A 24563-nucleotide genomic window follows, 5' to 3' on the forward strand; every position below is an offset into this window, starting at 1 on the left:
ACAGGGTGGCCGGCGGGTAGATCAACTGTCGTGCGACGTTCCCTCGTTTTCGTTTTGGCCGTGGCCTGCGGTCTCACCGTGGCCAACCTCTACTACTCGCAACCGCTGCTCGACCTGATCGCCGACTCGTTCCACGTGAGTCAGGGCGCGGCCACCGTCGTGGTCACGCTGACCCAGGTCGGGTACGCGGTCGGGCTGCTCTTCCTGCTGCCCCTCGGCGATCTCGTCGAGAACCGGAAGCTGACCACCCGCATGCTCGGCGGCACGGCGATCGCCCTGCTCCTGGCGGCGGTCTCCCCGGCGTACTCAATCTTCCTGGTCGTCTCGGTCCTGGTCGGCGTGACGTCGGTGGTGGCGCAGATCCTGGTGCCGCTGGCGGCCCATCTGGCTCCGGCCGAGCAGCGCGGCGCGCTGGTCGGCAAGGTGATGAGCGGCCTGCTGCTCGGCATCCTGCTGGCCCGCACGTTCTCCAGCCTGGTGGCCGAGGTGTGGGGCTGGCGGGCGATCTACTTCATCTCGGCGGTCCTGATGGTGGTGCTGGCCGTGGTGCTGCGCCGGATGCTGCCGGTGCGGCCGGCCGACCACACGGCCGGCTACGGCTCGCTGCTGCGCTCGGTCGGCACGCTGGTGCGCGAGGAGCCGGCGCTGCGCCGCCGCGCGCTGAGCCAGGCCACGCTGTTCGGCGCGTTCACCGCGTTCTGGACGGCGATCGGCTACGAGCTGATCGACGAGCACGGCTTCAGCCAGGGCGCGATCGCGGTCTTCGCGCTGATCGGCGCGGGCGGCGCGCTGGCCGCCCCGATCGCCGGCCGGTTCGCCGACCGCGGCCACGGCAAGGCGGCCAGCGGGGGCGCCCTGCTGCTGGCGGCGCTGATGCTGATCCTGGCCGCGGTGGGTCACGGCAGCGTCATCGTGCTTGCTCTGGCCGGCGTCCTTCTCGACTTCGCGGTGCAGGCCCACCAGGTGATGAGCCAGCACGAGATCTACGCGCTGCGCGAGAACGCCCGGGCCCGGATCAACACCGTCTTCATGACCACCGTCTTCTCGGGTGGGGCGCTCGCCTCGGCCCTGACCGGCGTGCTGCACGACCGCTACGGCTGGACCGGCGCCTGCGTACTCGGCGCGGTCCTGGCTCTGGTGGGCCTGGGGGTGTGGGCGACGGGTCTTCGTTCGCGGACGCCCGCCGCTGCCTATTGATTTTCGATAGCTAACGAGCGATAGTCGATGCATGTTCGCGCATCGGGTCGTCGCGCCCCTCCGTGTCTTCCTCGCCCTCCTCTTCGCGGTCCTGATCTTCTTTCAGACCGTGTCGCTCCCGGGTCAGTTCGCCCACATGGCCCGGGAGGCTCCCGAGGGCGCTTACCTGAGATGGCCGGCCACGATCGTCACGATCTTCTGGGTGCTCTGCGTTCAGGCCGTGATCGTGGCGACGTGGAAGCTGCTCACCCTGGTCCGCAAAGACCGGATCTTCACGCCGGCGTCGCTGGTCTGGGTCGACGTGATCCTCTGGGCCTTCGGCGCCGGCTGGGTGACGCTGGTGGGCGTCTTCCTCTACGTCGGCTTCAACGCCGAGGACCCCGGCCTGCCGCTGCTGCTGTTCCTGGCCACCACCGGCGTCACCGTGCTCGGGCTGCTCATCACCGTGCTGCGAGCGCTGCTGCGGCAGGCCACTACGCTGCGGACCGACATGGAAGCGGTCATCTGATGCCCATCGTGGTGCGCATAGACGTCGAACTGGCCAAACGCAAGATGAGCGTGGGCGAGTTCGCCGAGAAGGTCGGGCTCACCCCGGCGAACGTCGCCGTGCTCAAGAACGGCCGGGCCAAGGCGGTGCGCTTCAGCACCCTCGAGGCGATGTGCCGCGTCCTCGAGTGTCAGCCCGGCGACCTCCTCGAATTCATACCGGAGCCGGAGTAGCGATCCGCAGCGCCTCGATCAGGCCGCGGTAGAGCTCGTCGGTGGCCAGCAGCGACTCGTGCGTCCCCTCGGCCCGGACCCGCCCGTCCTGCATCACGATGATCCGGTCGGCGTCGATCACGGTCGACAGCCGGTGCGCGATGGTCACCACGGCGGATTCCGATGCCTTTTCCCGTACGCACCGGTGCAGCGCCGCCTCGGTCAGCGCGTCCACCTGGGCCGTCGCCTCGTCGAGCAGCAGGACCGCGGGGGAGTGCAGCAGGGCCCGGGCCAGCGCGATCCGCTGACGCTCCCCGCCGCTGAGCTCGGTCGCCGAGATCGGAGTGTCCAGGTTGACGACTTTCTCGCGGAGTCTTACCCGCTCCAGCACGTCCCACAGCTCACTCTCGGTCACCCCGGGATTGCCAAGCATGAGGTTTTCCCGAATGGTGCCCGGGACCACGGGGGCTTCCTGCTCGACGTACGCCAACTGGTCCCGAATCTCGGCATGCGTGAGGTCTTCATATGGCCGCCCGTGCAGCAGCACCTGGCCTTCCTGGGGATCGAGGAAGCGCAGTATGAGCGAGAAGAGCGAGGTCTTGCCGGCGCCGGAGGGTCCGACGACGGCTGTGTGCCCCCTTGACGAAATGTCCAGATTTATCGTCTTGAGCGCTTCGGTCGACCCGTAGCGCAGGGTGACATCGCGCATGGCCAGAACGGGCGCTTCGGGCATGGCGGCGGAGGCGCGCGGAGTCGAGGTCTCCTCGTCCATCGCGTAGACCTCGCTGATGCGCCGCGCGGCCGCGATGCCGGACTGCAGGGCGGTGACGTTCTGGGTCAGCTCGCCGATCGGCCCCATCAGCTGGAAGGCGTACAGCAGGAACGCGATCAGGCTGCTGACCTCGAGCAGACCCGCGTCGGCCCGCCACGCGCCGACCCCCAGCACGGCGATCACCGAGAAGGAGATGCCGCTCCAGGCGACCGTCCAGACCCAGGCGGCCCGCCTCGCGGCCCGCACGTTGTGCGCCGCCGCCCGCTGGGCGTCGGCCTCGATCCGCGCCTCCTGCCGGGACTCGGCCCGGCTCGCCTTCACCGTCCGCATCGCCCGCAGCGTTCCCTCGAGCTCGCCGCCGAGGTTGCCCACCGCGTCCTGGGCCGCCTTCTGCGCCCGGCTGATCGTCGGCAGCAGCGTCGCCATGACGATGCCGATCACGACGACCGCGGCCAGCGTGCACAGCAGCAGCACGAGGTCGAGCGTGCCCATCAGCACCAGGGTGGCGATGAAGGCGAGACCCGCGTTGATCAGGCCGACGATGCTCGACGAAGCCGCGTGCAGCAGGCCCGGGTCGGCGGTGACCCGGGTGACCAGCTCGCCGGCCGGGCGCCCGGTCAGCTCGGCCAGCCGGGCCCGGAAGTAGCGCTGGATGACCGAGACCCGCGCGTCGAGCACGACCTGCTCGGCCAGCGTGCCCATCAGGATCCACTGCCAGAGCCCGATCACCGCGCCCACGACGACGAGCCCGAGCAGCAGCGTGATCGGCCCGGTCAGCGCGCCGCCGTCGCCGAGCGTGTCGATGATCCGCTTGGTGGCGAGCGGGGCGGCGAGGTTGGCCGCGTTGGCGATCAGTCCGAGGAGCAGCCCGAGGGCGAGGACCGGCCAGTGCGGCCGAAGGAGGCGCAGGAGAATCTGCATGTTCTGTAGTGGAACACAGGTGTTCCATCGCGGGCAATGCCAATTCCCGTAAGGTATGCGCGTGACCTCCGGCATCAAGAACCGCACCCGGCAGGCGATCGTCGACGCCGCGATCACCCTGCTCGCCGGCAACCCGTCCTGCTCCCTGGGCGACATCGCCGCCGCGGCCGAGGTCGGGCGCACCACCCTGCATCGGTACTTCGCCGAGCGGGCCGACCTGATGGCGGCCGTGGCCGTCGAGGGCGGCGAACGCCTGACCCGCGCCGCCCGGCTGGCCGAGCTGGACAAGGGGACCGGCGCCGAGGCGCTGCTGCGGCTCTGCCGCGAGTATTTCGACCTGGGTTCGCTGCTGTCGCTGGTCTTCAGCGAGCCCGACGGCGCCTGCTACACCGAGGGGGAGCAGCCCGACCTCGACGCGGTGATCCGCCGCGGCCACGCCGACGGCTCCATCGACCCGGTGCTGCCGCCCGACTGGGTGATCAGCCTGATGTGGTCTCAGCTTTACGCCGCGTGGTCATATCTGGCCGAGCGCCCCGGCGCCTCCCGCCACCACGTCCTGGACCTGCTGACCAGGACGCTGGCCAATGCCGTCCGTGGGCCCGGCGCGATTTGAACGCGCGACCTACCGCTTAGGAGGCGGTTGCTCTATCCACTGAGCTACGAGCCCGTCCTCGCGAGGGTACCAGTGGCGTGTTCATGGGGTCGCGTGCAGATAGACCTCGACGTCGTACAGCAGGCGGACCGGCTCGCCGTTCGTCACCCCGACGAAGACGGGGTCGCTTGCGGGGGTACGGCCGAGCCGGATCACCGCGTCACGGGCCGCGTCCCGCGACGGCCGGTCCACCTTTCCGGCCCGATGGAGGGCGAGCACCTTCTTCGCCGCGCCTCGACTGCTGTCGACCTGAACCCGTACGAGAGGCATGCAAGCAATTTAACGTTGTTAAGTCGGGTTATCATCGTTCGGTGCCGAAGACCGACAGCATCTGGCTCCGCGCCGAGCCGGAGCGCCCCCGCCGCCCGCCGCCGCTCACCCGGGAACGCATCGTCGAGGCGGCGATCGCCCTGCTCGACGCGGACGGCCTCGACGGGCTGACCATGCGCCGGCTCGCGCAGCGGTTCGACGTCAGCGCCACCGCGCTCTACTGGCACGTCCGCACCAAGGACGACGTGCTCGACCTGGCGGTCGACGAGATCTTCTCCGAGGTACGCCTCCCGGCCGCGACCGCCGACTGGCGGGCCGACGTCAGCGACCTGATCCGGGGCTGGCGCGACGCCATGCTGCGTCATCCGTGGTCGGTCACCCTCATCGGCCGCCCGATGCTCGGCCCGAACGTCCTCGCCCGTACCGAATTCCTCCAGGCCACCCTCATCCGCGGCGGCCTGACCGGCCACGACCTGGCAGTGGCCACCCGCCTGCTGGCCAACTTCGTGGTCGGCGCCGCCGCGACCGCCGCCGCCGCCGACCCGGCCCAGGCGCGCCGGCACATCACCGCCGACCCCGGCGCCTACCCGACCCTGACCGCCTCCGGCCACCTCGATCCGGGTGAATGGAACGACGACGACCTTTTCGAGAGTGGTCTCCATGTCCTTCTCGGATAGATGCAACCTCGCCGCCGGCGGAATCGTCATCGGGGCGTGAGACGAGACAGCGGCTCGGGCAGAACCGAGCGAGACGAGCAGTTCCACGAGTTCGTGGTCGGCCGGCGGCCTCGCCTTCTCCACACGGCGACCCTGCTCACAGCGGGCGACACGCACCTGGCGGAGGACCTGGTCCAGGCGGCGCTGACGAAGCTGTACGTGGCGTGGCCGGCGTTCCGGCGCGCGCACAACCCCGACGCGTACGTGCGCCGGGTGTTGGTGAACGCGCTGATCGACGAGCGGCGGCGGATCTGGCGGCGACGGGAACGCCCGGTGGCCGAGCTCCCCGAGGTCGCTTTCGCCGAGGCCACGGGCGATGTGGGCGAGGCCGTACGGCAGGCGCTGCGCGAGCTGCCGCCGCGGATGCGGGCGGCGGTGGTGTTCCGCTACTTCCACGACCTCGGTGTCGCCGAGACCGCGGACGCCCTCAACTGCTCCGAAGGCAACGTCAAGAGCCAGACCGCCCGTGGGCTGGACCGTCTCCGCACTGCGCTCGACTCGGCGCAGACCACCTTCCTCAGCAGCCAAGGAGCCACCCGATGAGCGACCTGCGCCGTCACTTCGAGAAGATCGCGGGCCCCGCGCCGGAGACCAACCCCACCACCGTCCGGGCTCTCGCCGAGGCCGATGTCGTCCGCGGCCGCCGGGCCCTGCGCCGCCGCCGCACCCTGCAGTCGGTCGCCGGATCCGCGTTCGGCGTCGCGGCCCTGGTCGCGGTGTTCGCGGTGACCACGACCGGCGGTGCCGGCGAGTCCGCCGCGCCGATCGCCGCCGATCGCGCCGCCGATCGCCCCGCCGCTCGTCCCGCCGCGAAGGTGCAGCTCGTGGCCTACAAGGGCGAGCAGCCCAAGGGCTTCACCGTCGACAAGGTGCCGTCGGGCTGGTTCATCCAGAACGACGACAACTACTCGCTGGTCTTCGCCCCCGAGAAGGCCAAGAACCCGGGCCCGGACGTCGACCCGTCGGCCGACCCGATCTACGACCCGAACCACTTCGCCGACAAGATCGTCGTGATGCTGGAGTCGAAGGACCAGAGCGGCCCGGGCCGCGAGGGCAAGAAGGTCAAGGTCGGTGACCAGGACGGCGTACTCCTCAAGAGCCTCCAGGACATGACCCCCGACGGCCCGGCCCCGACCGCCCCCGGCGGCGACACCGGCTGGGAGCTGTGGGTCAAGCAGCCCTCCGGCATCTACATGATCGTCCAGGTCTGGCAGGGCCTCGGCCTGAGCGAAAGCCAGATCGTCGAGCTCGGCGCCGGCGTCCACGTCCACAAGGGCGCCCAGCAGGGTGTCGGCTGATCGGCCCGAACGGCCGATTTGGCTCGGTTGGGTAGCCTCGGGGCATGTTTCCCGGGCCGGGTGAACCGGTGGCCGGCCCGTGGCAGGCCGAAAGCATGGAAACCGTCGTCGAAGCGCTTCTCGACGACGGTTTCTCGCGTGGCAGCGGCCCCCGCGTCATCGCCGTCGACGGCCGCGGCGGCTCCGGAAAGACGACTTTCGCGTCGTCTCTGGCCGCTTCGATCGACGGCGCTGTCCTCGTCCACACGGATGACGTGGCCTGGTGGCATTCCCGCTTCGACTGGGCGCCAGCCATGATCGACGGAATCCTGGCACCGCTGCGTTCCGGCGAGGATGTGCGTTTCACGCCACCCGGGTGGGAGGCTCACGGGCGTACCGGGGAGATCTTTGTTCCCGCCTCCGCATCCGCGGTGATCGTCGAGGGTTGTGGCGCCTCCCGCCGCGAGTTGGCCCGCTACCTCGACGTGACCGTGTGGGTGCAGTCGCCTTTCGACGAGGCCCGCGCGCGCGGCCTGCAACGGGACGTCGTCGAAAAGGGCCTGCCGATGGCCGACGCCGAGCGCGAATGGGACGAATGGATGGCGGAGGAGATTCCGTTCTTCCTGTCCGACCAGCCGTGGCGGCGCGCCGACCTCATCGTGTCCGGCTTCGGCGACCTCCGCGTCGCATAGCCTCGTCGTCATGGTTCCGCATGTAGTGCTGCCGCCATCCGGTGGTCCCCGCCCCGAGGCTCCGGTCGTGGTCGGATATCACCTGCTCGACGCGCCTCGTACGCCGTCCGCATTCGCCGCCGCCGTGCCGCTCGACGGCCTGGACGCGTGGAAGATCTACCTGGGCCTGCCACTGCCCACTTCGGATCGGGACGAGCTTCGGCGCCTGCTCGGCGAAGACGCCGTTCTGAGTCTCTACCAGCACGTCCTTTTCGGCGCGCTCGCCGAGTTCCCGTCCGCTCTCGCCTCCATCCGCCGCGAGAACGGCATCGCCGACGACGTTCCCCTCGGAATGATGGGTGGCTCGATGGGCGGCGCGGCGGCTCAGCTGGTCATGGCGGAGAGCGGTTACGCCGCGCACGCCGCCGTACTGGTCAATCCCGTGGTCCGCATGCGGGACACCATCGACGCCCTGTCAGTCGTTCACGACAACCCGTACACGTGGAGTTCCGCGTCCTCCGCGGTGGCGTCCCGAGTCGATTTCGTCGCCCGCTCAGCGGACATCGCGGATGCCGCCATTCGTTTCATCACCGGCGCCGACGACATGCCGGACGTCATCCTGAATCCGGTGGGCGCCGCCGTCGACGCATTGACCGCCTCCGGTGCGACTGTCGACTGGAAAGTCGTACCGGACATGGCCCACGCCTTGGCCCCGCAACCGGGAACAGACCCGGCACCGCAGACGCCACACGCCGCGGCGGTGGACAGACTGGCCGTCGAATGGTTCGACCGCTACTTGTTCTGAAGCTGCACCCAGGCGCCGGTCGCCGCCGAGCGCTCCATCGCGTCGAGCGCTTCGGCACTGCGAATGGCATCTTTGAGCGTTGCCCCGTACGGCTTCCCCTCGGCGATCGACCGCAGAAACCGAGCCGCCTCGATCACCTTCAGGTCGTCGTACCCCATCGGAATGCCCGCCCCCGGCTGAAACGCCCCGAAGTCGCCGTCGCCCGGCCGCACAAAATAGTCGCCGCCGCCGGCAATGCCCAGCTCACCCATGCGCCGGAAGTCCCAGTACAGCGCTCCCTCGGTCCCATGAATCTCGAACCCGTAGCTGTTCTGTTCACCCACCGCGACCCGGCTGCAGTCGAGCGTGACACGCGCCCCATTCACCATTCGGAGCAGACTGCCGAAGTAGTCCTCGTTCTCCACAACTCCCGCTTCACCGCTGCCGCGTTGATGCCCCTCCGTAGCTCCGGTCGGCCGAGGCCGCTCAGGAATGAAAATCGCGGTGTCGGCGACCAGCGAATCAATCTCCCCCAGCAGATACCGCACCAGGTCGACACCGTGCGCACCGAGATCCCCGAGCACCCCGTTGCCGCCGCGGTCCCGCTCGAACCGCCAGCTCAACGCCCCATCCGGATGAGCCGCATAGTCACTGAGAAACCGAAACCGCGCATGAGTGACGGCCCCGATCTCCCCACCGGCGATGAGTTCCTTGGCCCGCTCAACGGCCGGCGCGTTCCGGTAGTTGAACCCCACAGCGACCTGACCACTCCCGACGATCGCCCGGGCGTCATCGGCGTTGAGTCCCACCGGTTTCTCAATCCAGATGTGCTTCCCGGCCGCCGCGAACGCGGCACCCATCTCCCGATGCAGAAAGTTAGGCGCGGTAATACTGACCGCCTCAACCGCAGGATCGTCGACGAGTTCCCGCCAGCTCTCCACCGACCGGCCGAACCCGTACCGCGCGGCCGCCGCCTGAGCCCGCCCCGGCACGTCATCCGCCACCGAAACAAGCCGCACCGCCGGCACATCAGCGAAGTGATGAGGCACCCGCGCATACGCCTGCGTGTGCACCCGCCCCATCCACCCGAACCCCACAACAGCGACGCCGACCGATCTTTCCGTCATCCTCGGCTCGCTAACTGGCTTCATCAGCGGAATCGATCTCGCTCAGGGTGCGCCAGGCGAGCTCCGCCAGCGTCTCTCCGGAGCTGACAGTCCATCGAGCGGTTCCCTGATTGGCTACTGGCCGGTTCTCCCAGCCGGCCAGCTCCCAGATGCGAGAGACCAGTCCCGATGGTGAGTAGGGCCGGCCGTCGGCAGCCCAGATGATCGGCTTGCCGCGATGGGGAACCCAGATACCGCGTCCGCGTTTAGGGTCTTCGGCCAGCCATTGGTGTAAGGCCTCCACCTCGCTGGGCACCGAGACGACAAGGGTGAGAGGCTCCCCTTCGGGGAGAACTGCCTTGTCCACCAGAACCGACACCGCGTTGGGGCGACGGGTACGTCCTGGCGGCATCCGGCGATACCTGTTGCTTGACACTTGAGAGGTTCCTTGCGAGGTCAGCACATGTTCGGTGATCTCGCGACAACGTGTGACGTCAGAGCAGACGGCTCGGATCTGCGCACGGTCCGAAAAGAGATCGTCGATGGTCGTGGCCACCCTCGGCAGAAGCTCCTCAATCAGGATCTTCACTTGGTTCAGCGCCTGCCGTGACCACTCCAGCCTCGAATCGGGCTCATCGATCCCATCGGTGTCGAGCCGACGGAACACCAGATGGGTGAGAAGGTACGCGCCGTGCTCGATCAGGGCGGCGCCGCGGCCTTGATACTGCGGCTTCAGTTCGTGCAGGACACGGCGCACCTCCCGCAGAACCAGCACGGTGTTCCAAACGGCATATACACCGGGCTGCGGCCGGAACAGGATGTCATAGATGCCCTGCGAGCCACGTTCCCAGAGGACATCGAGCGTAGTCGCGATCCGGGCCGCGTACTGGCTGTCCGAGTGAGCGCAGGCCAGCGCGCAAGCAGCTTCGACGACCGAGCAGCCGGTATCGCGCTCCGGCTCCAACTCGCCTCGGCGCACGCTGTATTCGAGACCGAGCTCGGCGCGCATGTCCTCGAGGATGGCGGCCTGTACCGGATCGAGCGCGATGAAGTCGCGTGCCTCCACCCGATTCTGGCGGTTCGTTGCCTGGGTGGCGCGTTTGGCGAATTCCTCCGCCTTGCCGGTCACGATGATGCGCACACCGACCTGGGCGGATCCGGCCTCCTCGTCAGCGGCAACGGCCTCCGCGACGGACCGGACGGTCTGGGCCCCGTTGATGACACTCGCGTTGTGCAGCGTCAGCTTGATCGGCTTCATCTGCGGCGATCGAATCGACTGAGGGACGGCGTCCGCCGACTCGCAAAGGATGGTGATGCCGTTGTTGAAGTACCAGAAGTGCGCCGGCTCGTCGGTCAGAGTCTCGATTATCTCGTTGTTGATCGCGGTGCGCCCGAGAGGGTTTCGGATGTTCAGCTGGAAGAGGTTCGTACCGTGTTCGACCCACCGGGCAACCTGTTCCGCCTCCACTACGCCCTGGTACGAAATGTACGGCGTGCTGATGGGGAACCACGGGAACAGCTCGGCGTCCAAGTCGACCGGCCGTGTGGACATGTCGTCGCGAACCGATGCCCAGACCTCCGACGCGAGGATGATACGGCTGTCGAGCACGTTGCCGTGACGGTTGAATTCGCGCTCTCCGCCCTGGACCGCATCGAGAAATCCGAGCGGCACGTCATCGGCCCGCATCAGAACGATGACCTGCGTGACCGGCACGGGTCCCTGTGACATGACGTTCTTGGCCTGCTCGGCCAGGATCCGCCCGCGGAGGTTGAACGGTGTGAATTCCTCGTCGTCGATGAGGCGCAGGCCGGCCAGAAGCTCCATTACCGCGGATCGGTCGGCGTTCGCGCTCCCGTTCTTGCTCCACTTCGCCTGCACCAGGAAGACGTGCGGTTCGGGCTTCTCCACCACCGCTATCGCGTCGATGCCCTGATCAGCGACACCGTCGATGACGGTGAGCGCCGCATCCGGTGCGGCCCACCCGGTGACTATGCGCACGGCCTGGGCGGCGAGCGCCCGCGAAAGAGCGCGAGGAGCGCGCTCCTCCTCCGGCCGTCCCTCGATATCTTCGAGGTTGAGCAGACCCGGGTTGATGTAGACCGAGCGGAGAGCCGCCTCGGTCTGACGGACCTGCAGAGCTACGTCGCGGGCACCGGATCGGTGGCTGGGCGAGCTCAAATGGGCCTCCTCGAGCCGAAGAGCGGAGTGCGAAGTGGATTGTCGCACGCGATAGCGGCCCGAGGCTTTCCTGTCATCCGCGATGACGAACGCGGAGGACGGCTTGGAACATTTGTAGCGGGGACAGGATTTGAACCTGCGACCTCTGGGTTATGAGCCCAGCGAGCTACCGAGCTGCTCCACCCCGCGTCGGCGAATCCAGCATAGTCCGGGTATATCGGGACCCGCCGGCCGACCCCCCGAGCGACCCGTCAGGCTGACGGGTCGCTGCTCAGAAGTGTCGTACCCAGCCCATAGGATGGCTCGGTGCCTGGAGAGAACACGGACTACAACCGAACACTGAGCGGTCCTGAGCACCAGCAGGTTCGTCTGCCCATCATCGAGGAGCTCGCGAAAGCCGGTTGGAGCCGGGACCAGGTGCGCTGGCAGCCCGAGTGGCGCGTGCCCAAGTCTCCGCACGATGCCGCGCAGCGCGAGGGCGGCAAGTCGTTCTCCTCGTGGCCGGTTGATCTGGCCCTGTTCGATGACGCCGCGCACGTCGACGACTGGCAGCACGTCGTGGTCCTGTTCGAGTTCAAGGCACCCGAGCTTGATCAAGGCATTTCGCAACTCGAGATCTACCTGGCCCGCGAGCCTCGCGCCAAGCTCGGCTACTGGACCAACGGTCAAGAGAATGTGCGGGTCTACAAACTTCCGGACGGGAACTTCAAACACCAACGCAATCGCGGGGTGCCGAAGCCGGCCGAGCAACTCGAGCTGCCGTCCGAGAAACCTCTCACCTACGACGACCTCAGCGTTCCCCAGAACGGCAGCCTTCGCTCGGTCTTCAAGCGCCTGCTCGATGCGGTGGTGGCCCGCGACAGCCGCGCCACGCGGTCCGAGACGCAGTTGAACGAGCTCTGCAACCTTCTGCTCCTGAAGATCGAGTCGGACAAGAGCGCCCAGGCGTCGCCGAGCGAGCCGGTGCAATTCCAGCTTGCCGCAGGCGGCGAAGCCGAGACCGCGAAGAAGATTCGTGGCATGTTCGCCGATTTGACCAGGTTTCAGCCGGACGTCTTCACCGATCCTAACGATGCCGATCTCGACCTGGATGATCACAGTATTCAGGACGTGGTCTACGAACTCTCCGGGCTGAACCTGGTCGACATGAGGCCGGAAGCTATTTCGTCGGCTTTCCAGGTATTTCGGCGGGCCAACCTCAAAGCGGGCGAAGGGCAGTACTTCACTCCGCAGAGAGTGATCGAGGCGGCTGTCCGGCTGATGGAGATCACCCCGAGCGACAAGGTGATCGATCCCGCCTGCGGTACCGGAGGATTTCTGGTGGAGTCCTTCCTTTCCGTGACCGAGTTGATCAGATCAAGCAGCGACATGGCCGACGCTGCGGCGCGCGCGCGGGCTCATCGGCAGATATACGGCGTCGACAAAGACGCGATCAACGTCAAGCTCGCCCGAGCGATCATGCTCAGCCTGGGCGATGGGCCGGTCAACATTCATGCCGGCGACTCGATCCGCGAGGATCGCTGGGAGCGCGACTACCCACACCTCCTCAAGCCCCTCGCCGATGAGTCGTTCACGGTGGTTCTCACCAACCCGCCGTTCGGCCAGGGCCTCAAGGTCAGCAGCGTGGAGGCGCGTCGCAACAGGTACACGATCGCCCAGCGGGAAAACGGCCAGTATCGGGCGCTCGAAATTGGACTCGTCTTCCTCGAGCGTGCACATCGGCTGTTGGTGAGCGGTGGTCGGTTGGGCATCATTTTGCCGGAAACGTACTTCTTCTCGGCGACCTACAACTGGTTGCCGAAATGGCTCGAGAGTCGATTCATCCTGCGTGGTGTCGTCAATATTCCGATGGAGGCCTTCCAAGGCTTCTGCCGAGCCAAGACCAACCTGTACGTCTTCGAGAAGAGGTAGGCGTGATGGCGCACCGACCCAGCTGGTTCAGAGACGGCTACGTCTTCGTTTCATACGCGCCCACCGTCGGCATCAACAAGGACGGCGAAGAGCTCTATGTCGTCGACCCGCGGACCGGCACCCGGACCGGTGAACTGGACGACAAGGTTCTCGAGGACGTCAACAACGTAGTTTGGGACAAGGAAACGACGGCGACTTCCCGATGGGTCGAACGGGAGAGGCTCGAGCCCGGCTTGCAGGCGGTTCCGGTCTACTTCGACGACCGATCGGTCGCGAACTTCAAGACTCTCCTCGAAGAGCCGGAATTTTCCGGCTTCGAGGCTGTGACTCTAGGTGACCTGATTGACGACGGGCGCGTCGTCGCGCGGCCGGGGCACGGCAGTCCGAGCGCTGACCTCCGGACCGGCATGGTTCCGTACATCAAGGTGTCCGACCTGAGGGCCGGCCAGGTGAACATCAATCCGACCAACCGGGTGACGGATGTCGTCGCTGAGCGGTTCTGGCGCGGAAAGACCTCGGGACTGTCGCCGTACGACATCCTGACGCCGATTCGGACCAGCAAGAACATCGGCGATTTCGCGGTTCTCATGCCCGGCCAGGAGAGGTTGGTGCTCACCAAGGAGATCCTGGTGCTCCACGCCGCCGAGGATTCCGGCTTCGACAACTTCTACCTGCTGTGGGCCATGAGTCTGCGGGCGGTGCGCCGGCAATGGGACCGGATCGTCTTCATGCAGACCAACCGCGAGGACGTCGGTAGCCGTTACCGCGAGATCCTCATTCCAGTGGCGCCCAGCCGGAACAGGGCAGATGAGGTCAGCGAGTCGTTCCGGAAGTACTACCTCGGAATGCAGGAGCTTCGCCAGTCATTCCTCGATCATCTGAGCGAGTCGGACAAGTACCACATCTTCTTGTCCAGCGCCGAAGCGGTCGAAGAAGAGATCGAAGAGGAACTCGAGGAGCTGTAGCTCGTCACGTAGTGACTGCAGAAGCCACTGGATGGGCGCTACGCGGGGCGTTCGGGCAAACTTTGAGGTTTGTTTACAGAGGGCTTGACTTCGGTGAGCGGGATCTAGTTGAGTCGATGTACCACTCATCCCCCTCGCGCCAGTACGTTCCCCGACGTACGGAAGGTTTGTCATGCCCAGGAAACGGCTTCTGTCCATCGTGGCGGCGGTTGGTGTTGCGCTGGCCGGTGCCGCCGCCGCGGTCATCCCCATGACGGCGTCCAATGCGGCTGAGGCCTGCGTGGCCGCGTACAGCAGCTCGGCGGTTTACACCGGTAATCAGCGGGCCTCGTACAACGGGCACAACTGGACCGCCAAGTGGTGGACCCAGGGTGAAACGCCCAGCACCGGCGGCTCCGGTGTGTGGGCCGACAACGGCGCCTGCGGCGGTGGCACGACGCCGCCCCCGGCGACCGGTTGCAATTACCCGAACTGGGTCGCTGGGCAGTACTACGCGGCCGGCGCCATCGTGAAGTACACCAACGGGCAGTACTACAAGGCCTCGCATGAGAACCCGGGCTACGATCCGGTCATCAGCACCTGGTACTGGTCCCCGTTCACCTGCTCGGGAGGTGGCACCACGACTCCGCCGCCCGCCGGCTCCGGTTCCTTCCCGGTCAGCGAAGCCCAGTTCAATCAGATGTTCCCGAACCGGATCGCGTTCTACTCGTACTCGGGCCTGATCGACGCCATCAAGAAGTTCCCCGCCTTCACCGCCACCGGCAGCGACACGGTCAAGAAGCAGGAGGCCGCGGCCTTCCTCGCCAACGTCAATCACGAGTCCGGCGGCCTGGTCTACGTCGAGGAGATCAACCAGGCCAACTGGCCCCTCTACTGCGACCGCAACCAGCCGTACGGCTGCCCCGCCGGCCAGAGCGCATACCACGGCCGCGGCCCCATTCAGCTGAGCTGGAACTTCAATTACAAGGCGGCCGGCGACGCCCTCGGCATCGACCTGCTGAACAACCCCGACCGCGTCAAGAACGAGTCGTCGGTGGCTTACCAGACGGCCATTTGGTACTGGATGACCCAGCGCGGCCCGGGCACCATGACCCCCCACGACGCCATCGTGAACGGCCGCGGTTTCGGCGAGACCATCCGCTCCATCAACGGTTCCCTGGAGTGCAACGGCGGCAACCCGGCCCAGGTCCAGAGCCGCGTCGACGCCTACAACCGTTTCACCGCCATCCTCGGCGTAACGCCGGGCGGCAACCTCTACTGCTGATCTGGGGGACGATGAAGGGCTCGGCCGTCACGGCCGAGCCCTTCATCAGCCGAGATGACCCGGAAGGTCATGGCGGGCCAGAAGGTCGGTCAGCTCAGTGCCGCTGATCAGAGTCAGGGGCTTGCCCCTGGCGAACTCGTGCGAGCCTGGCCCGAATCCCGAGGTCGTCACCAGAATGCCTTTGGTGGCACCTCGATGTTGCACGGTGCCGTAAAGGTCACGTACGACGCTGGGTGTGATGGTCGCGCGGTATCGCTTCACCTGAATAACGATGAGTCCACCAGTGATGGGGTCGGGGTCCCGAGCCTCGACGTCAACTCCGCCGTCGCCGCTGCGGGCGGTGGTCACGACCTCGAGCCCACGCGCGCGGAAGAGATCGGCTACCAAGTCTTCGAAGCGTGCCGGGTCCATTTGGTAGAGGTTTTGGTCAGCCGGGTCGTCGACTGGCGCCGGCGGCACGTCAGGATGGCTGTGGGCTAGCCGCGAGGGTCGGACCGTTTCGAGGCGTTCAGATCGTGCGGACACCTGGGCGCGAAGCTGACGCAGACATGCGGCGGCGTCGACCTCGGTGAGACGGACGCCCGCCAGATCCTCTCGGCGAATCATGGCGCTCACCAGATAGCGATCGCCGTCCTGGCCGGTCGCGGGATCGTGGGCCGCCACGTACCCGTTGAGGACGACCGATGCCAGGTTCTCGAAGTGGTCGGCGCGGAACAGGTCAGCGACCACCCGGAGGGTGCTCTGACACACCACGTCGCGGTAGAGAGCAGCTCGCGGGCCTGCGGCCATCGCGATGCGCCTGTATTCGTCGCTGCTTTTGACGTAACGGACACGGGTGGCGTCCGGAACCGCCTCGAAGCTGGGTAGTTGCCAGTCAACGATGAGCTGGCGAGCGGCGCTGTCCCACTCGGTGCGCGCGGCACGCGGGAAGTGGAGTGGCCAGCCCGCGCTCACATACAGAACCGCGGTGAAGTAGCCCTCGACGGCGTCGGTGTCGCCGGCGTGCAGCCGTGTGGGCAGAGCCTCGGCCCACGCGTTTCGCTCGGTCGTCTGTCGCTGTTGGTCGTGGAGCCATGCCTGATGCCGACGGTGCAGCTCGTCCAAGCGGCGGCGGCGGTCGGCCTCGGCGGCCTGGGCCGAGTGCCAGTCGCGTTCGAACTGGCTGCGCGCACGGGCGATGTGGTCCGCGTGCTCTCGCCGAGCCGTGGGATTGAGTGATTGCAGCGCGGGCAGCGGCGGGACCTCATAGCGAGCCGGATCGGGTGAGGGTATGGGATGCGCCAGCGGTCCGGGGTTGAAGTGAACTGTCTGAGCTGCGGTCCTCAGATGCGCCGGATGTAGCGGTGGCAAGGCAGCGCCGTCGACGAGAATCCGGCCGAGCGAGGCTATCTGCCGCTCGAGCTCGGCCGTCTGTTGAACGGCTTCGTTCTCTCGTGCGTTCTGATAGGCCGCCATCGCGGCTTTGTGCCCCTGAGCGGCCGCACGTTGTGCGGCACGGTGTGCCTTCTGCTGCTCCTGAAAGGTCGCTGCCTGCGCTCGCTGTTGCGCCTGCTGTTCGCGTTGGCGTCGCCGCTGAGCCTCCACCAGTAAGTCCAGAACTCCCGGGTTGCGCTTCATCGATGCCCTTCCCGGATGCTGGTGAACGAGGCCAAGTCGGCTCCAAGACCGGCTGGAACGGTAGCGCATCCCTTCCGGTCCATTGTCGATGTGCCGGAAGGGCTTTTTGTGCGGTAGCGACACGGCTTCAGTTGCCTGATCGTGTGGCTTGCACTTGTCGCCGTACGGCGGCTGTTCGAGCAAAGTCCTCGTGGTTAGCGTCATCGGTCGTGCCAGATCGTTCGACCTTTTCCGAGTACGCCGATGTTCGGCAACTGATCGAGGTGCACCGGGAGACGTTCGCGGCAGCCCGGCCGCGGGTTGCGGTGCCTGCACCACTGCCGGACCGGGAGGATGTGTACCGGCACTACGAGCGCCATGCGTTGCGCGGTGTCGGGATCTTCGATCGGGCGGGCCGGACTCGCGCGAGGCAAACGGCGGCCGAATACACAGAACGATGGATGGCGGCGCAGTGGGCCGAGGCTGAGGCGCACAGGGTTGCCCAGCAGGCGGGCTTCGACGATCAGTGGCGGCGCCTGATCGGCAACGACGAAGACACTGTCCTTGGCGTGCTGGCCGCGGCGTTCGAGGCAGTACCCGGATATGCGCCCGTCGGTGTCGTGAACGTCGATGGTGATCGCCTCGAGCTGGCTCTCGCCGCCGCGTCCGACCGTGTTCTGCCGGATGCGCTCACGGGTGAGCAGCGCGCCTGGATGTACAAGGCGATGGTGAACAGCCAAGTTCTTGCCGCGGTGAGGCAGGCGTTCGCGTTGGCGCCGGGACTTCGGTCGGCGCGAGTGGTGGTCGTTCGGCACGATCTGCGGCGGCCGTGTGTGCTGTCGCTGGTGGTGACTCGTGCGGCGCTGGAGAGTGTCCGGTGGGACATCGCAGACGCTACTGAGGTCGTGACTAGGACCGGGTCGGAGCTGCTGGTTCGTTCGGAGGGCGCGTTCGGCGACCTCGGGCCAGTCGATGATTTGCTTGATGAGGCGTCGGCGCGTCTGGCCGCAGGGGCACGCAACGCGCTGGCTGACATGGTCGCGAGGGACACAACCGCTGGTGGCGACAATCTCGCCGGGTTCGCGGTGGTGGACGTGGAGACCAGCGGACTGTCACCGGAGTACGACCGGATCATCGAGGTCGCGGTCGTCGCCACCGATCGATACGGCAACGTCGTCGATGAGTGGACCACTCTGGTGAACCCGGAGGGACCTGTCGGCAAGGTCAGCTTGCACCGCATCACCGCGGCTGACGTGGCGGACGCGCCGCGGTTCGCCGACATCGTGGGCGAGCTGACTCGCCGATTGGTCGGACGAGTGATCGTCGGCCACAACGTGCAGTTCGACTTGCGGTTCCTGCACGCCGAGTACGCCCGCGCTCGTCTGCGATTCCCGCAGGTGGTGTCGTTGTGCACCTACCGCGAAAGCCATGAATACTTGCCCGATCTGGTACGGCGCCGGCTTCCCGACTGCTGTCACGCGGTGGGTGTTCCGCTCACCGACGCGCACGCGGCGCTCGAGGACGCGCGGGCCGCCGCTGGGCTCTTGCGTGTGTACCTAGGCGCCGGGACGGAGCTCGCGGGCCGGCACCGCCAGCTGCCCGAGAGGGCGGAGTTGGTCGGATGGCCGTCCGTTCCCTCCTCCTCGGCGCAGGCCAAAGTACGGCCACCGGCCGTTCCGCCGCCGGTCCCGGCTCCGGCCGGAGCTCTTGCCGTTCTGTTGGAAGAACTGCCGGTCGCGGACGTGCTTCCCGACGGCGCGCCGGCGTCGGCCGCCGGCTACGTGGAGCTGCTCGCCGAAGCGATTGAAGACGGCGTGCTGACGATGGAAGAGGTGACTGCGCTGGCTGATCACGCCCGGTTCGCCGGGCTGGCCCGCGTGGAGGTCGAGGCCGCCCACCGCGGATTCGTGCTGGCGCTCGCGCGTAAAGCGGTCGCTGATGGCCGGGTCTCCGCGGATGAGCGTCGTGAGTTGAACAATGCGGCGGAGATGCTCGGGCTGCCGGATGGCGCCGTGAAGCGTCTGCTGTCCGAGGCAGAATCGGAGTGGGTTGCTCAGCTCAGCAGCGACTGCAGGCCGTTGCCGCAGGACTGGGCGCACGGGGAGCCGCTTCGCGTCGGGCAGAAGGTCGCGTTCACCGGCGGTGAGCCCGTGCGGCGGGAGCGCCTGGAGGTTGCCGCGCAGGTAGCGGGCCTGCGAGTGATGAATAACGTTTCGAGCAAGACGACGGTGCTGGTGACCCCGGACGCACGGCCGGACTCGACCAAAGGCCAGGCCGCACGCCGTCACGGAACGCGAATCGTGCGCCCGGGTGTGTTCGAGCACCTGGTGACCTATGTGCAGCCCGCCGAGACGCCGGCTCTGGAAGCGCCCATCAACGCCGAACCTTCGACCGTGGCCGCCGGGGTCGAGCGATCGCTCGGAGTTCCGGCCTCACCGGCCGTCATCCGGGCCTGGGCCAGGGAAAACGGCTACGTTGTCGGACCCCGGGGCCGGCTACCACAGGAGATCCAAACCGCATTCATCGAAGCTCAAGCCAGTACGGCCTGATTTGGGACCTGGAGAACGGCACCTTGAGGGGTGCGGCCATGGACCGTACCCCTCAATGCTGGGCCCAGTCGGGCGGCGAAACGACTGGCAGGTACGGCTCGCCGGCAATGGGTTCGAGCGCGTAGAGGACGGTGAGCTCTTCGCGATCGGGGTCGGTCTGCACGCGTCCATAGCTGCCGTCCGCGGCAACCAGATACCAGTAGTCCGGCGCGACGCTGCCGTCATCGAGCAAAGCGCGGCTCCGGGCGACGCGGCAGATCGTCTGAGCCAGTTCGAGCTCGCTGGCTTTGGTGAGTTCCCGCAGTTTGTCGCCCGCGCTGAGCTCGTTTCCGAACTGACCTTCGACCGGAGTGATCAGCACGATCGGGTCAGGGCCGGGATAGTCGTTGAGTTGGTCGTACGGACCCACGTAGATCAGCTCGATCGGCACGTTGTAGACGGCGTGCAGCGCCTGGCCGAGGGCCTCCGCCGGCGTTCCGGTGTCGAAATAGATTCCGTAGGTCATGCCTCGCCCCTGTAGCTCTTATGGTGCTTGAAGACATCCAGTGCCGGCTGCCAATCGGCCTCGCTGATGCTCGGATCACGGCGCAACGCCTCTCGCGCCGCGTCGATGTCGCCGCCCGAGCTGATCAGCTGCTTGAGGACCCTATATTCGGGTCGCGACAGGTTGACGAAGCCGGGTCCCGACACGGGGATGACAGTTCCCGTCGACTCCACCATGTACCGGCGGCCGTTGACCTCGTACTGGTTGGCCTGCTCGATCCACGTGCCGCGGCCGGCGGTGATATCCGCCAGATCACCTGAGACATCCGTGCCCGGCAACACGATCGTGTTCTTGTTCTTGGGTGGGCTCTGAGGCCGGATGCCATTGACGTTGTGCCGGTTGTTGGGAGGCTTCAACGGGATCTTCGCCGCCGGCCCTTTGACCGGACTCGCCCTCGGAGCGGCACGCCGGCCCGAAGCGCCGGGCCGGCCGTATTTGCTCGCCTCGGCGACCTTCTCCTGGGCAGCGGCGAGGCTGCCCCCGTCGTCGGCGCCGCCGACGGCTGTTCGCCGCCGGGGAGGATCCCCACCGCCGCCACTGCCGCCTCCGGCGGAGGGCTTCGGCTGTGGTGAGTGAGGACGGGCCACGCGCCAATGGTATAGATGAATGTCGAAGCGTCACGGGGTCAAGCGGTTCGGTGGCGGCCGATCGGGACGATCATGGGGGTGTTTGAGACGGGGTCGGGGACTACGCGGCAGCGGATGCCGAAGACGTCGGTGACTACCGCCTCGGTCAGGACCTCGGTGGGGGCGCCGGCCGTGACCACCGCGCCGTCCTTCATGACTACCAGGTGGTCGGCGTAGCGGCAGGCCAGGTTCAGTTCGTGCAGGACGATCACGATGGTGGTGCCCTCGGATTCGTTGAGGTCTGTCAAGACGTCCAGGACCTCGACCTGGTGGCTCACGTCCAGGTACGTCGTGGGCTCGTCCAACAGGAGCACGCCGGTCCGCTGCGCCAGCGCCATCGCGATCCACACCCGCTGGCGCTGGCCGCCCGAAAGTTCGTCCACCGAGCGGGCCGCCAACTCCAAGGTTCCCGTTGCCGTCAGGGCCTGTTCCACTGCCTCGTCGTCCGAGCTGCTCCAACGACGGAACCAACCCTGATGTACGTGGCGGCCGCGGCTCACCAGGTCGGTCACCGTGATGCCGTCGGGGGCGATCGGGCCCTGCGGCAGGATGCCCAGCCGCAGCGCCACCTCCCGGCTCGGGGTCTCCTGGATCGACTTGCCGTCCAGCAGTACCGCGCCCGAGGACGGTGGCAGCAGACGCGCCAGGCCGCGCAGGAACGTCGATTTTCCGCAGGCGTTCGGGCCGATGATGATGGTGACCTTGCCCGTGGGGAGGGGCAGGGTCAGGTCTTTGACGACTGGCCGGTCGCCGTAGCCGAGGGACAGCGACGACGCCGCGAGAGTGGATGGGGCCTGCAAAGCGGTCAGCCTCCTCGGCCGGTGCGGTTCGATGTGGCCAGCAGCCACAGCAGGTACGGGGCGCCGATCACGCCCGTGACGACGCCGACGGGGTAGACGCGGGCGCCGAGCAGGTGGGAGCCGGCGAAGTCGGCTACCAGGACCAGGAGGGCGCCGACCAGGCCGGCCTGCAGCAACACCGGACGGCCGCCGCCGACCAGGCGTACCGCGATCGGTCCCGACATGAAGGCCACGAAGGCGATGGGGCCGGCCGCCGCTGTGGCCATTCCGGCCAGGATCACGCCCGTCAGCAGCAGCGCCAGGCGGCACGTCTCCACCCGTACACCAAATGCTCGGGCCAGGTCGTCGCCGAGCTGCATGCCCGACATGGCGCGCCCGAGGATCAGCGCGGCCGGCAGCAAAACCACAAGGGCCACGAACAAAGGCACGATCTGGGCCCATGTACGCCCGTTGACGCTGCCCGTCAGCCAGATCAGCGCCTCGGCCGCGACCTTCACGTCGGACCGGGTCAGGATCAACGACGTGACGCTGGTCAGGGCCGTGCCCACCCCGATGCCGACCAGGATCAGGCGGTAGCCGCCGACCCCGTTCCGCCAGGACAGCAGATAGATCGCGATGGCCGTGACCAGCGCGCCGGCCAGGCCGATGGCCGAGACCGCCACCCCGGAGAAGCCGCCGGCCATCACCGCCAGCACCGCCGCCGTGGTCGCTCCCTGCGCCACCCCGATCACGTCCGGGCTGGCCAGCGGGTTGCGCAGCAGCTGCTGGAAGATCGCCCCGGCCAGGCCGAACGCCAGACCGGCCAGCGCCGCGACCGACGCCCGGGGCAGCCGCAGCGTATGCATGATGTAGTCCACGCCGGCCGGGGTGGGCTGCCCGAGCAGGGACCGCACCACGTCCGGCAGCGAGATCTGAAAGTCGCCGTAGGAGAGCGTGAGCCCGAACATCGCAACCACCGCGGCAAAGAGCACGAGAGAGACGCGACGCGCCCGCGCGTGCGAGCGGCGACGGGTGGTGGCGACGATGCTCATAGCTCGGCCAGCCTCCGCCTGCGGGCCAGGATCACGAAGACCGGCGCGCCGATGATCGCGGTGACGATGCCGACCTGCACTTCGCCGGGCCGCGCGACGACCCGCCCGATCACGTCGGCCAGCAGCAACAGCAGCGGCGCCAGGAGCATCGAGTACGGCATCATCCACCGGTGATCCGGCCCGGTGATCGCCCGCGCCACGTGCGGGATCATCAGCCCGATGAACACGATCGGCCCCGCCATGGACGTCGCCGTGCCGCACAACAGCACGATCGCCAACCCGGCGACGAGCCGGGCCACCAGCACGTTCTGACCGAACGAGGTGGCCACGTCGTCGCCCAGGGCCAGCGCGTTCAGGGCCCGGGCCGACGCGAACGCCAGCACCGCGCCGACGGCGAGGAACGGCAGCGACTGTACGACCACGTCCGAGCCCCGGTTGGCCAGCGACCCCACCTGCCAGAACCGGAACTGGTCGAACGTGTCCACGTCGTTGAGCAGCACCGCCGTCGTGAACGAGGTCAGCGCCGCCGTGACCGCCGCCCCGGCCAGGGCCAGTTTGATCGGTGTCGCCCCGCCCCGCCCGACCGAGCCGATCGTGTAGACCAGCACCGACGTGACGGCCGCCCCGGCGAAGCCGAACCAGACGTACCCGGTCAGGGTCGTGACGCTGAAGATGCTGATCGCGATGACCACGAAAAGACCCGCTCCGGCGTTGACCCCGAGGATTCCAGGGTCCGCGAGCGGGTTGCGGGTGACGCCTTGGATCAGCGTTCCGGCCAGCCCGAAAGCCGCGCCCGCGAGCAGGCCCACGAGCGTACGGGGAATGCGGGACTGTGTGACGATCAGGTCGTCGCGCGCCGGCGAACCGGGGTTGACCAGCGCGTGCATGACCGTGCCGAACGGGATGTCGCGGGCGCCGACGACCAGGCTCAGCAGGGCCGCGCCGGCGAGGGCCACCGCGATCACCACCAGTCCGGTGGCGAGCACGGTGGCCCTGCGGTGACGGGTTTCCTCCGGCACAGGTCAGCCGAGAGCGCTGGCCAGCAGCGGGGTGACCTTGTCGACGGCGTACGAGAGGCCGGCGACCGAACTGCTCGAGAACGCGTTGGAGACGTCCTTGTTGTCCATGTAGGCCACGTGGCCGGCCTTGACCGACGGAACCGCCTGGAAGATTTTGTCGTTCTTGACCTGGTCGAGCGTGGCCTGGATGAGGAAGACCACCGTGACGTCGGCGTCGGCCAGGTCGAGCTGCTCGTTGGAGAGCGGGATGTAGAAGTTGTCCTTCTTCAGCGCCTCGATCTTCGGGGCGTTCTTGAAGCCGAGCTTCTGCAGGAAGTCGACGCGGCCGTCACCGGTCACGTACGCGCCCCAGCCGTCGCCGGTGCGGGCGATCGCCGACGCCGTGGCGCCGCTGAACTTCGGGTTGGCCTGGGCGGCCGCGGTGAACTTGGCGTCCAGGTCGGTCTTGAGCTTGGCCGCCTCGGTCTGCTTGCCGAGCGCCTTGCCGATCATGTCGAGCTGCTGCTCCCAGCTCGTCAGGTACATCTCGCCGCCCTTGGGCACGTCGACCACCGGCACGCCCAGTTTGGCCAGCTGGTCGTACCGGGCCTTCTCGCCGCTGGACCGGGTGTCGAGGATCAGGTCGGGCTTGAGCGCGGCCACCTTCTCCATGTCGAGCTCGAGCGTGCCCAGGATGGTCGGCGCCGTCGTGTACTTGCCGGCGTTCCACGGGCCCTGCCCGTCGCCGCCGAAGGCCAGCCAATCGCTGGCCCCGACCGGCTGGACACCGAGCGAGAGGGCCACGTCGGCGTCGCTCCAGCCGAGCGCGACGACGCGTTCGGGCTGCTTGGAGACCGTCACGTCACCGAACGCGGTCGGGATCGTGACCGGGAACTGCGCGGCGGCCGTGGACGAGGCGGCGGGCTCGGAGGAGTCTTCGGTGCCGGTCGTCGAGCAGCCGGCGAGGGCGACCGCGGCGCTCAGAATGGCGACCGGCAGGAGCCGGCCAAGCGGGAGACGCATCAGAAACTCCAG

General features: G+C 67.6%; 24 protein-coding genes and 2 tRNA genes. 13 read left to right on the plus strand and 13 right to left on the minus strand.

Annotated elements, in window-relative coordinates; all coding sequences use genetic code 11:
- Positions 1-30: 30 nt before the first annotated feature.
- From ACGFJ7_RS42835 to ACGFJ7_RS42845, 3 genes are read left to right on the plus strand one after another with little or no spacing between them, the layout of a single operon-like run.
- Complete coding sequence (locus ACGFJ7_RS42835) at positions 31-1197, plus strand: MFS transporter (protein ID WP_360246004.1); 1167 nt, start codon at positions 31-33, stop codon at positions 1195-1197.
- A gap of 31 nt (positions 1198-1228) precedes the next feature.
- On the plus strand, positions 1229-1705 hold the full coding sequence (locus tag ACGFJ7_RS42840; RefSeq protein ID WP_360246001.1) for a DUF2975 domain-containing protein: 477 nt from the start codon (positions 1229-1231) through the stop codon (positions 1703-1705).
- Positions 1705-1917, plus strand: coding sequence for a helix-turn-helix transcriptional regulator (locus ACGFJ7_RS42845; RefSeq protein WP_360245999.1), 213 nt, complete (start codon positions 1705-1707; stop codon positions 1915-1917). The genes ACGFJ7_RS42840 and ACGFJ7_RS42845 overlap by 1 nt, the downstream gene beginning before the upstream one ends.
- On the opposite strand, the gene ACGFJ7_RS42850 is transcribed toward ACGFJ7_RS42845, so the two are convergent.
- Positions 1898-3589, minus strand: coding sequence for an ABC transporter ATP-binding protein (locus tag ACGFJ7_RS42850; protein ID WP_392647874.1), 1692 nt, complete (start codon positions 3587-3589; stop codon positions 1898-1900). The two genes, ACGFJ7_RS42845 and ACGFJ7_RS42850, sit on opposite strands and share 20 nt — an antisense overlap.
- Positions 3590-3650: 61 nt before the next feature.
- Between ACGFJ7_RS42850 and ACGFJ7_RS42855 the strand changes: the two genes are divergently transcribed.
- The gene (locus tag ACGFJ7_RS42855) at positions 3651-4202 is read left to right on the plus strand and encodes a TetR/AcrR family transcriptional regulator (protein ID WP_392647877.1); all 552 of its coding nucleotides are present in this window, start codon (positions 3651-3653) and stop codon (positions 4200-4202) included.
- On the opposite strand, the gene ACGFJ7_RS42860 is transcribed toward ACGFJ7_RS42855, so the two are convergent.
- A tRNA-Arg gene (locus ACGFJ7_RS42860) sits at positions 4184-4256 on the minus strand. The two genes, ACGFJ7_RS42855 and ACGFJ7_RS42860, sit on opposite strands and share 19 nt — an antisense overlap.
- A gap of 27 nt (positions 4257-4283) precedes the next feature.
- The gene (locus tag ACGFJ7_RS42865; RefSeq protein WP_392647879.1) at positions 4284-4511 is read right to left on the minus strand and encodes a hypothetical protein; all 228 of its coding nucleotides are present in this window, start codon (positions 4509-4511) and stop codon (positions 4284-4286) included.
- Positions 4512-4552: 41 nt separating this feature from the next.
- On the opposite strand from ACGFJ7_RS42865, the gene ACGFJ7_RS42870 reads away from it, so the two are divergent.
- From ACGFJ7_RS42870 to ACGFJ7_RS42890, 5 genes are all read left to right on the plus strand, one after another.
- Entirely contained in the window at positions 4553-5188 is a 636-nt protein-coding gene (locus tag ACGFJ7_RS42870; RefSeq protein ID WP_392647881.1) for a TetR/AcrR family transcriptional regulator, read from the plus strand.
- 36 nt (positions 5189-5224) lie between these two features.
- A complete protein-coding gene (locus ACGFJ7_RS42875) occupies positions 5225-5770 on the plus strand; it encodes a SigE family RNA polymerase sigma factor (RefSeq protein WP_360245984.1) in 546 nt (181 codons plus the stop codon).
- Positions 5767-6525: a hypothetical protein gene (locus ACGFJ7_RS42880; RefSeq protein ID WP_392647884.1), complete on the plus strand. Its 759-nt coding sequence runs from the start codon at positions 5767-5769 to the stop codon at positions 6523-6525. The genes ACGFJ7_RS42875 and ACGFJ7_RS42880 overlap by 4 nt, the downstream gene beginning before the upstream one ends.
- 95 nt (positions 6526-6620) lie before the next feature.
- Positions 6621-7196, plus strand: a complete 576-nt coding sequence (locus tag ACGFJ7_RS42885) for a uridine kinase (RefSeq protein ID WP_392647887.1) — start codon at positions 6621-6623, stop codon at positions 7194-7196.
- 10 nt (positions 7197-7206) lie between these two features.
- The gene (locus ACGFJ7_RS42890) at positions 7207-7980 is read left to right on the plus strand and encodes a prolyl oligopeptidase family serine peptidase (protein WP_392647889.1); all 774 of its coding nucleotides are present in this window, start codon (positions 7207-7209) and stop codon (positions 7978-7980) included.
- Here ACGFJ7_RS42890 and ACGFJ7_RS42895 read toward each other — a convergent pair.
- The 3 genes from ACGFJ7_RS42895 to ACGFJ7_RS42905 form a co-directional block, all read right to left on the minus strand.
- Entirely contained in the window at positions 7968-9086 is a 1119-nt protein-coding gene (locus tag ACGFJ7_RS42895) for a Gfo/Idh/MocA family protein (RefSeq protein ID WP_392647892.1), read from the minus strand. The genes ACGFJ7_RS42890 and ACGFJ7_RS42895 overlap by 13 nt on opposite strands.
- 10 nt (positions 9087-9096) lie before the next feature.
- Positions 9097-11244, minus strand: coding sequence for an AIPR family protein (locus tag ACGFJ7_RS42900; RefSeq protein ID WP_392647894.1), 2148 nt, complete (start codon positions 11242-11244; stop codon positions 9097-9099).
- Positions 11245-11359: 115 nt separating this feature from the next.
- Positions 11360-11433 (minus strand) — tRNA-Met (locus tag ACGFJ7_RS42905).
- Positions 11434-11550: 117 nt separating this feature from the next.
- Between ACGFJ7_RS42905 and ACGFJ7_RS42910 the strand changes: the two genes are divergently transcribed.
- The 3 genes from ACGFJ7_RS42910 to ACGFJ7_RS42920 all read left to right on the plus strand — a co-directional run bounded on the left by ACGFJ7_RS42910 (position 11551) and on the right by ACGFJ7_RS42920 (position 15384).
- On the plus strand, positions 11551-13155 hold the full coding sequence (locus ACGFJ7_RS42910) for a class I SAM-dependent DNA methyltransferase (protein WP_392647896.1): 1605 nt from the start codon (positions 11551-11553) through the stop codon (positions 13153-13155).
- 5 nt (positions 13156-13160) lie between these two features.
- A complete protein-coding gene (locus tag ACGFJ7_RS42915) occupies positions 13161-14120 on the plus strand; it encodes a hypothetical protein (protein WP_392647899.1) in 960 nt (319 codons plus the stop codon).
- Between the two features lie 172 nt (positions 14121-14292).
- Complete coding sequence (locus ACGFJ7_RS42920) at positions 14293-15384, plus strand: glycoside hydrolase family 19 protein (protein ID WP_392647902.1); 1092 nt, start codon at positions 14293-14295, stop codon at positions 15382-15384.
- 45 nt (positions 15385-15429) lie between these two features.
- Here ACGFJ7_RS42920 and ACGFJ7_RS42925 read toward each other — a convergent pair whose 3' ends face one another.
- Positions 15430-17184: a restriction endonuclease gene (locus ACGFJ7_RS42925; RefSeq protein WP_392647905.1), complete on the minus strand. Its 1755-nt coding sequence runs from the start codon at positions 17182-17184 to the stop codon at positions 15430-15432.
- 26 nt (positions 17185-17210) lie between these two features.
- On the opposite strand from ACGFJ7_RS42925, the gene ACGFJ7_RS42930 reads away from it, so the two are divergent.
- A complete protein-coding gene (locus ACGFJ7_RS42930; RefSeq protein WP_392647908.1) occupies positions 17211-19529 on the plus strand; it encodes an exonuclease domain-containing protein in 2319 nt (772 codons plus the stop codon).
- Between the two features lie 52 nt (positions 19530-19581).
- Here the strand turns inward: ACGFJ7_RS42930 and ACGFJ7_RS42935 are convergent, their stop codons facing one another.
- The 6 genes from ACGFJ7_RS42935 to ACGFJ7_RS42960 are packed head-to-tail and all read right to left on the minus strand — an operon-like array spanning position 19582 to position 24551.
- Positions 19582-20034, minus strand: a complete 453-nt coding sequence (locus ACGFJ7_RS42935; RefSeq protein ID WP_392647910.1) for a hypothetical protein — start codon at positions 20032-20034, stop codon at positions 19582-19584.
- Positions 20031-20660 (minus strand): hypothetical protein, encoded by a 630-nt coding sequence (locus ACGFJ7_RS42940; RefSeq protein WP_392647912.1) that lies wholly within the window; start codon positions 20658-20660, stop codon positions 20031-20033. Before ACGFJ7_RS42940 ends, ACGFJ7_RS42935 begins: the two co-directional genes overlap by 4 nt.
- Positions 20661-20698: 38 nt before the next feature.
- Positions 20699-21499 (minus strand): ABC transporter ATP-binding protein, encoded by an 801-nt coding sequence (locus ACGFJ7_RS42945; protein ID WP_392647914.1) that lies wholly within the window; start codon positions 21497-21499, stop codon positions 20699-20701.
- Between the two features lie 5 nt (positions 21500-21504).
- Positions 21505-22530: a FecCD family ABC transporter permease gene (locus tag ACGFJ7_RS42950; protein ID WP_392647916.1), complete on the minus strand. Its 1026-nt coding sequence runs from the start codon at positions 22528-22530 to the stop codon at positions 21505-21507.
- Positions 22527-23516, minus strand: a complete 990-nt coding sequence (locus tag ACGFJ7_RS42955) for a FecCD family ABC transporter permease (protein WP_392647918.1) — start codon at positions 23514-23516, stop codon at positions 22527-22529. The genes ACGFJ7_RS42950 and ACGFJ7_RS42955 overlap by 4 nt, the downstream gene beginning before the upstream one ends.
- 36 nt (positions 23517-23552) lie before the next feature.
- Complete coding sequence (locus tag ACGFJ7_RS42960) at positions 23553-24551, minus strand: iron-siderophore ABC transporter substrate-binding protein (RefSeq protein ID WP_392647921.1); 999 nt, start codon at positions 24549-24551, stop codon at positions 23553-23555.
- Positions 24552-24563 lie beyond the last annotated feature (12 nt).

Origin of the sequence: Actinoplanes sp. NPDC048988 (assembly GCF_043197815.1) — a bacterium.
Taxonomy (GTDB): Bacteria; Actinomycetota; Actinomycetes; order Mycobacteriales; family Micromonosporaceae; genus Actinoplanes.

What these genes read in the sequence shown, in the direction of transcription:
- ACGFJ7_RS42840 (WP_360246001.1), top strand. Translation starts at nt 1,229, where the DNA reads ATGTTCGCGCATCGGGTCGTCGCGCCCCTCCGTGTCTTCCTCGCCCTC.
- ACGFJ7_RS42845 (WP_360245999.1), top strand. Translation starts at nt 1,705, where the DNA reads ATGCCCATCGTGGTGCGCATAGACGTCGAACTGGCCAAACGCAAGATG.
- ACGFJ7_RS42850 (WP_392647874.1), bottom strand. Translation starts at nt 3,589, where the DNA reads ATGCAGATTCTCCTGCGCCTCCTTCGGCCGCACTGGCCGGTCCTCGCC.
- ACGFJ7_RS42865 (WP_392647879.1), bottom strand. Translation starts at nt 4,511, where the DNA reads ATGCCTCTCGTACGGGTTCAGGTCGACAGCAGTCGAGGCGCGGCGAAG.
- ACGFJ7_RS42880 (WP_392647884.1), top strand. Translation starts at nt 5,767, where the DNA reads ATGAGCGACCTGCGCCGTCACTTCGAGAAGATCGCGGGCCCCGCGCCG.
- ACGFJ7_RS42885 (WP_392647887.1), top strand. Translation starts at nt 6,621, where the DNA reads ATGGAAACCGTCGTCGAAGCGCTTCTCGACGACGGTTTCTCGCGTGGC.
- ACGFJ7_RS42890 (WP_392647889.1), top strand. Translation starts at nt 7,207, where the DNA reads ATGGTTCCGCATGTAGTGCTGCCGCCATCCGGTGGTCCCCGCCCCGAG.
- ACGFJ7_RS42895 (WP_392647892.1), bottom strand. Translation starts at nt 9,086, where the DNA reads ATGACGGAAAGATCGGTCGGCGTCGCTGTTGTGGGGTTCGGGTGGATG.
- ACGFJ7_RS42915 (WP_392647899.1), top strand. Translation starts at nt 13,161, where the DNA reads ATGGCGCACCGACCCAGCTGGTTCAGAGACGGCTACGTCTTCGTTTCA.
- ACGFJ7_RS42920 (WP_392647902.1), top strand. Translation starts at nt 14,293, where the DNA reads ATGCCCAGGAAACGGCTTCTGTCCATCGTGGCGGCGGTTGGTGTTGCG.
- ACGFJ7_RS42935 (WP_392647910.1), bottom strand. Translation starts at nt 20,034, where the DNA reads ATGACCTACGGAATCTATTTCGACACCGGAACGCCGGCGGAGGCCCTC.
- ACGFJ7_RS42950 (WP_392647916.1), bottom strand. Translation starts at nt 22,530, where the DNA reads ATGAGCATCGTCGCCACCACCCGTCGCCGCTCGCACGCGCGGGCGCGT.
- ACGFJ7_RS42960 (WP_392647921.1), bottom strand. Translation starts at nt 24,551, where the DNA reads ATGCGTCTCCCGCTTGGCCGGCTCCTGCCGGTCGCCATTCTGAGCGCC.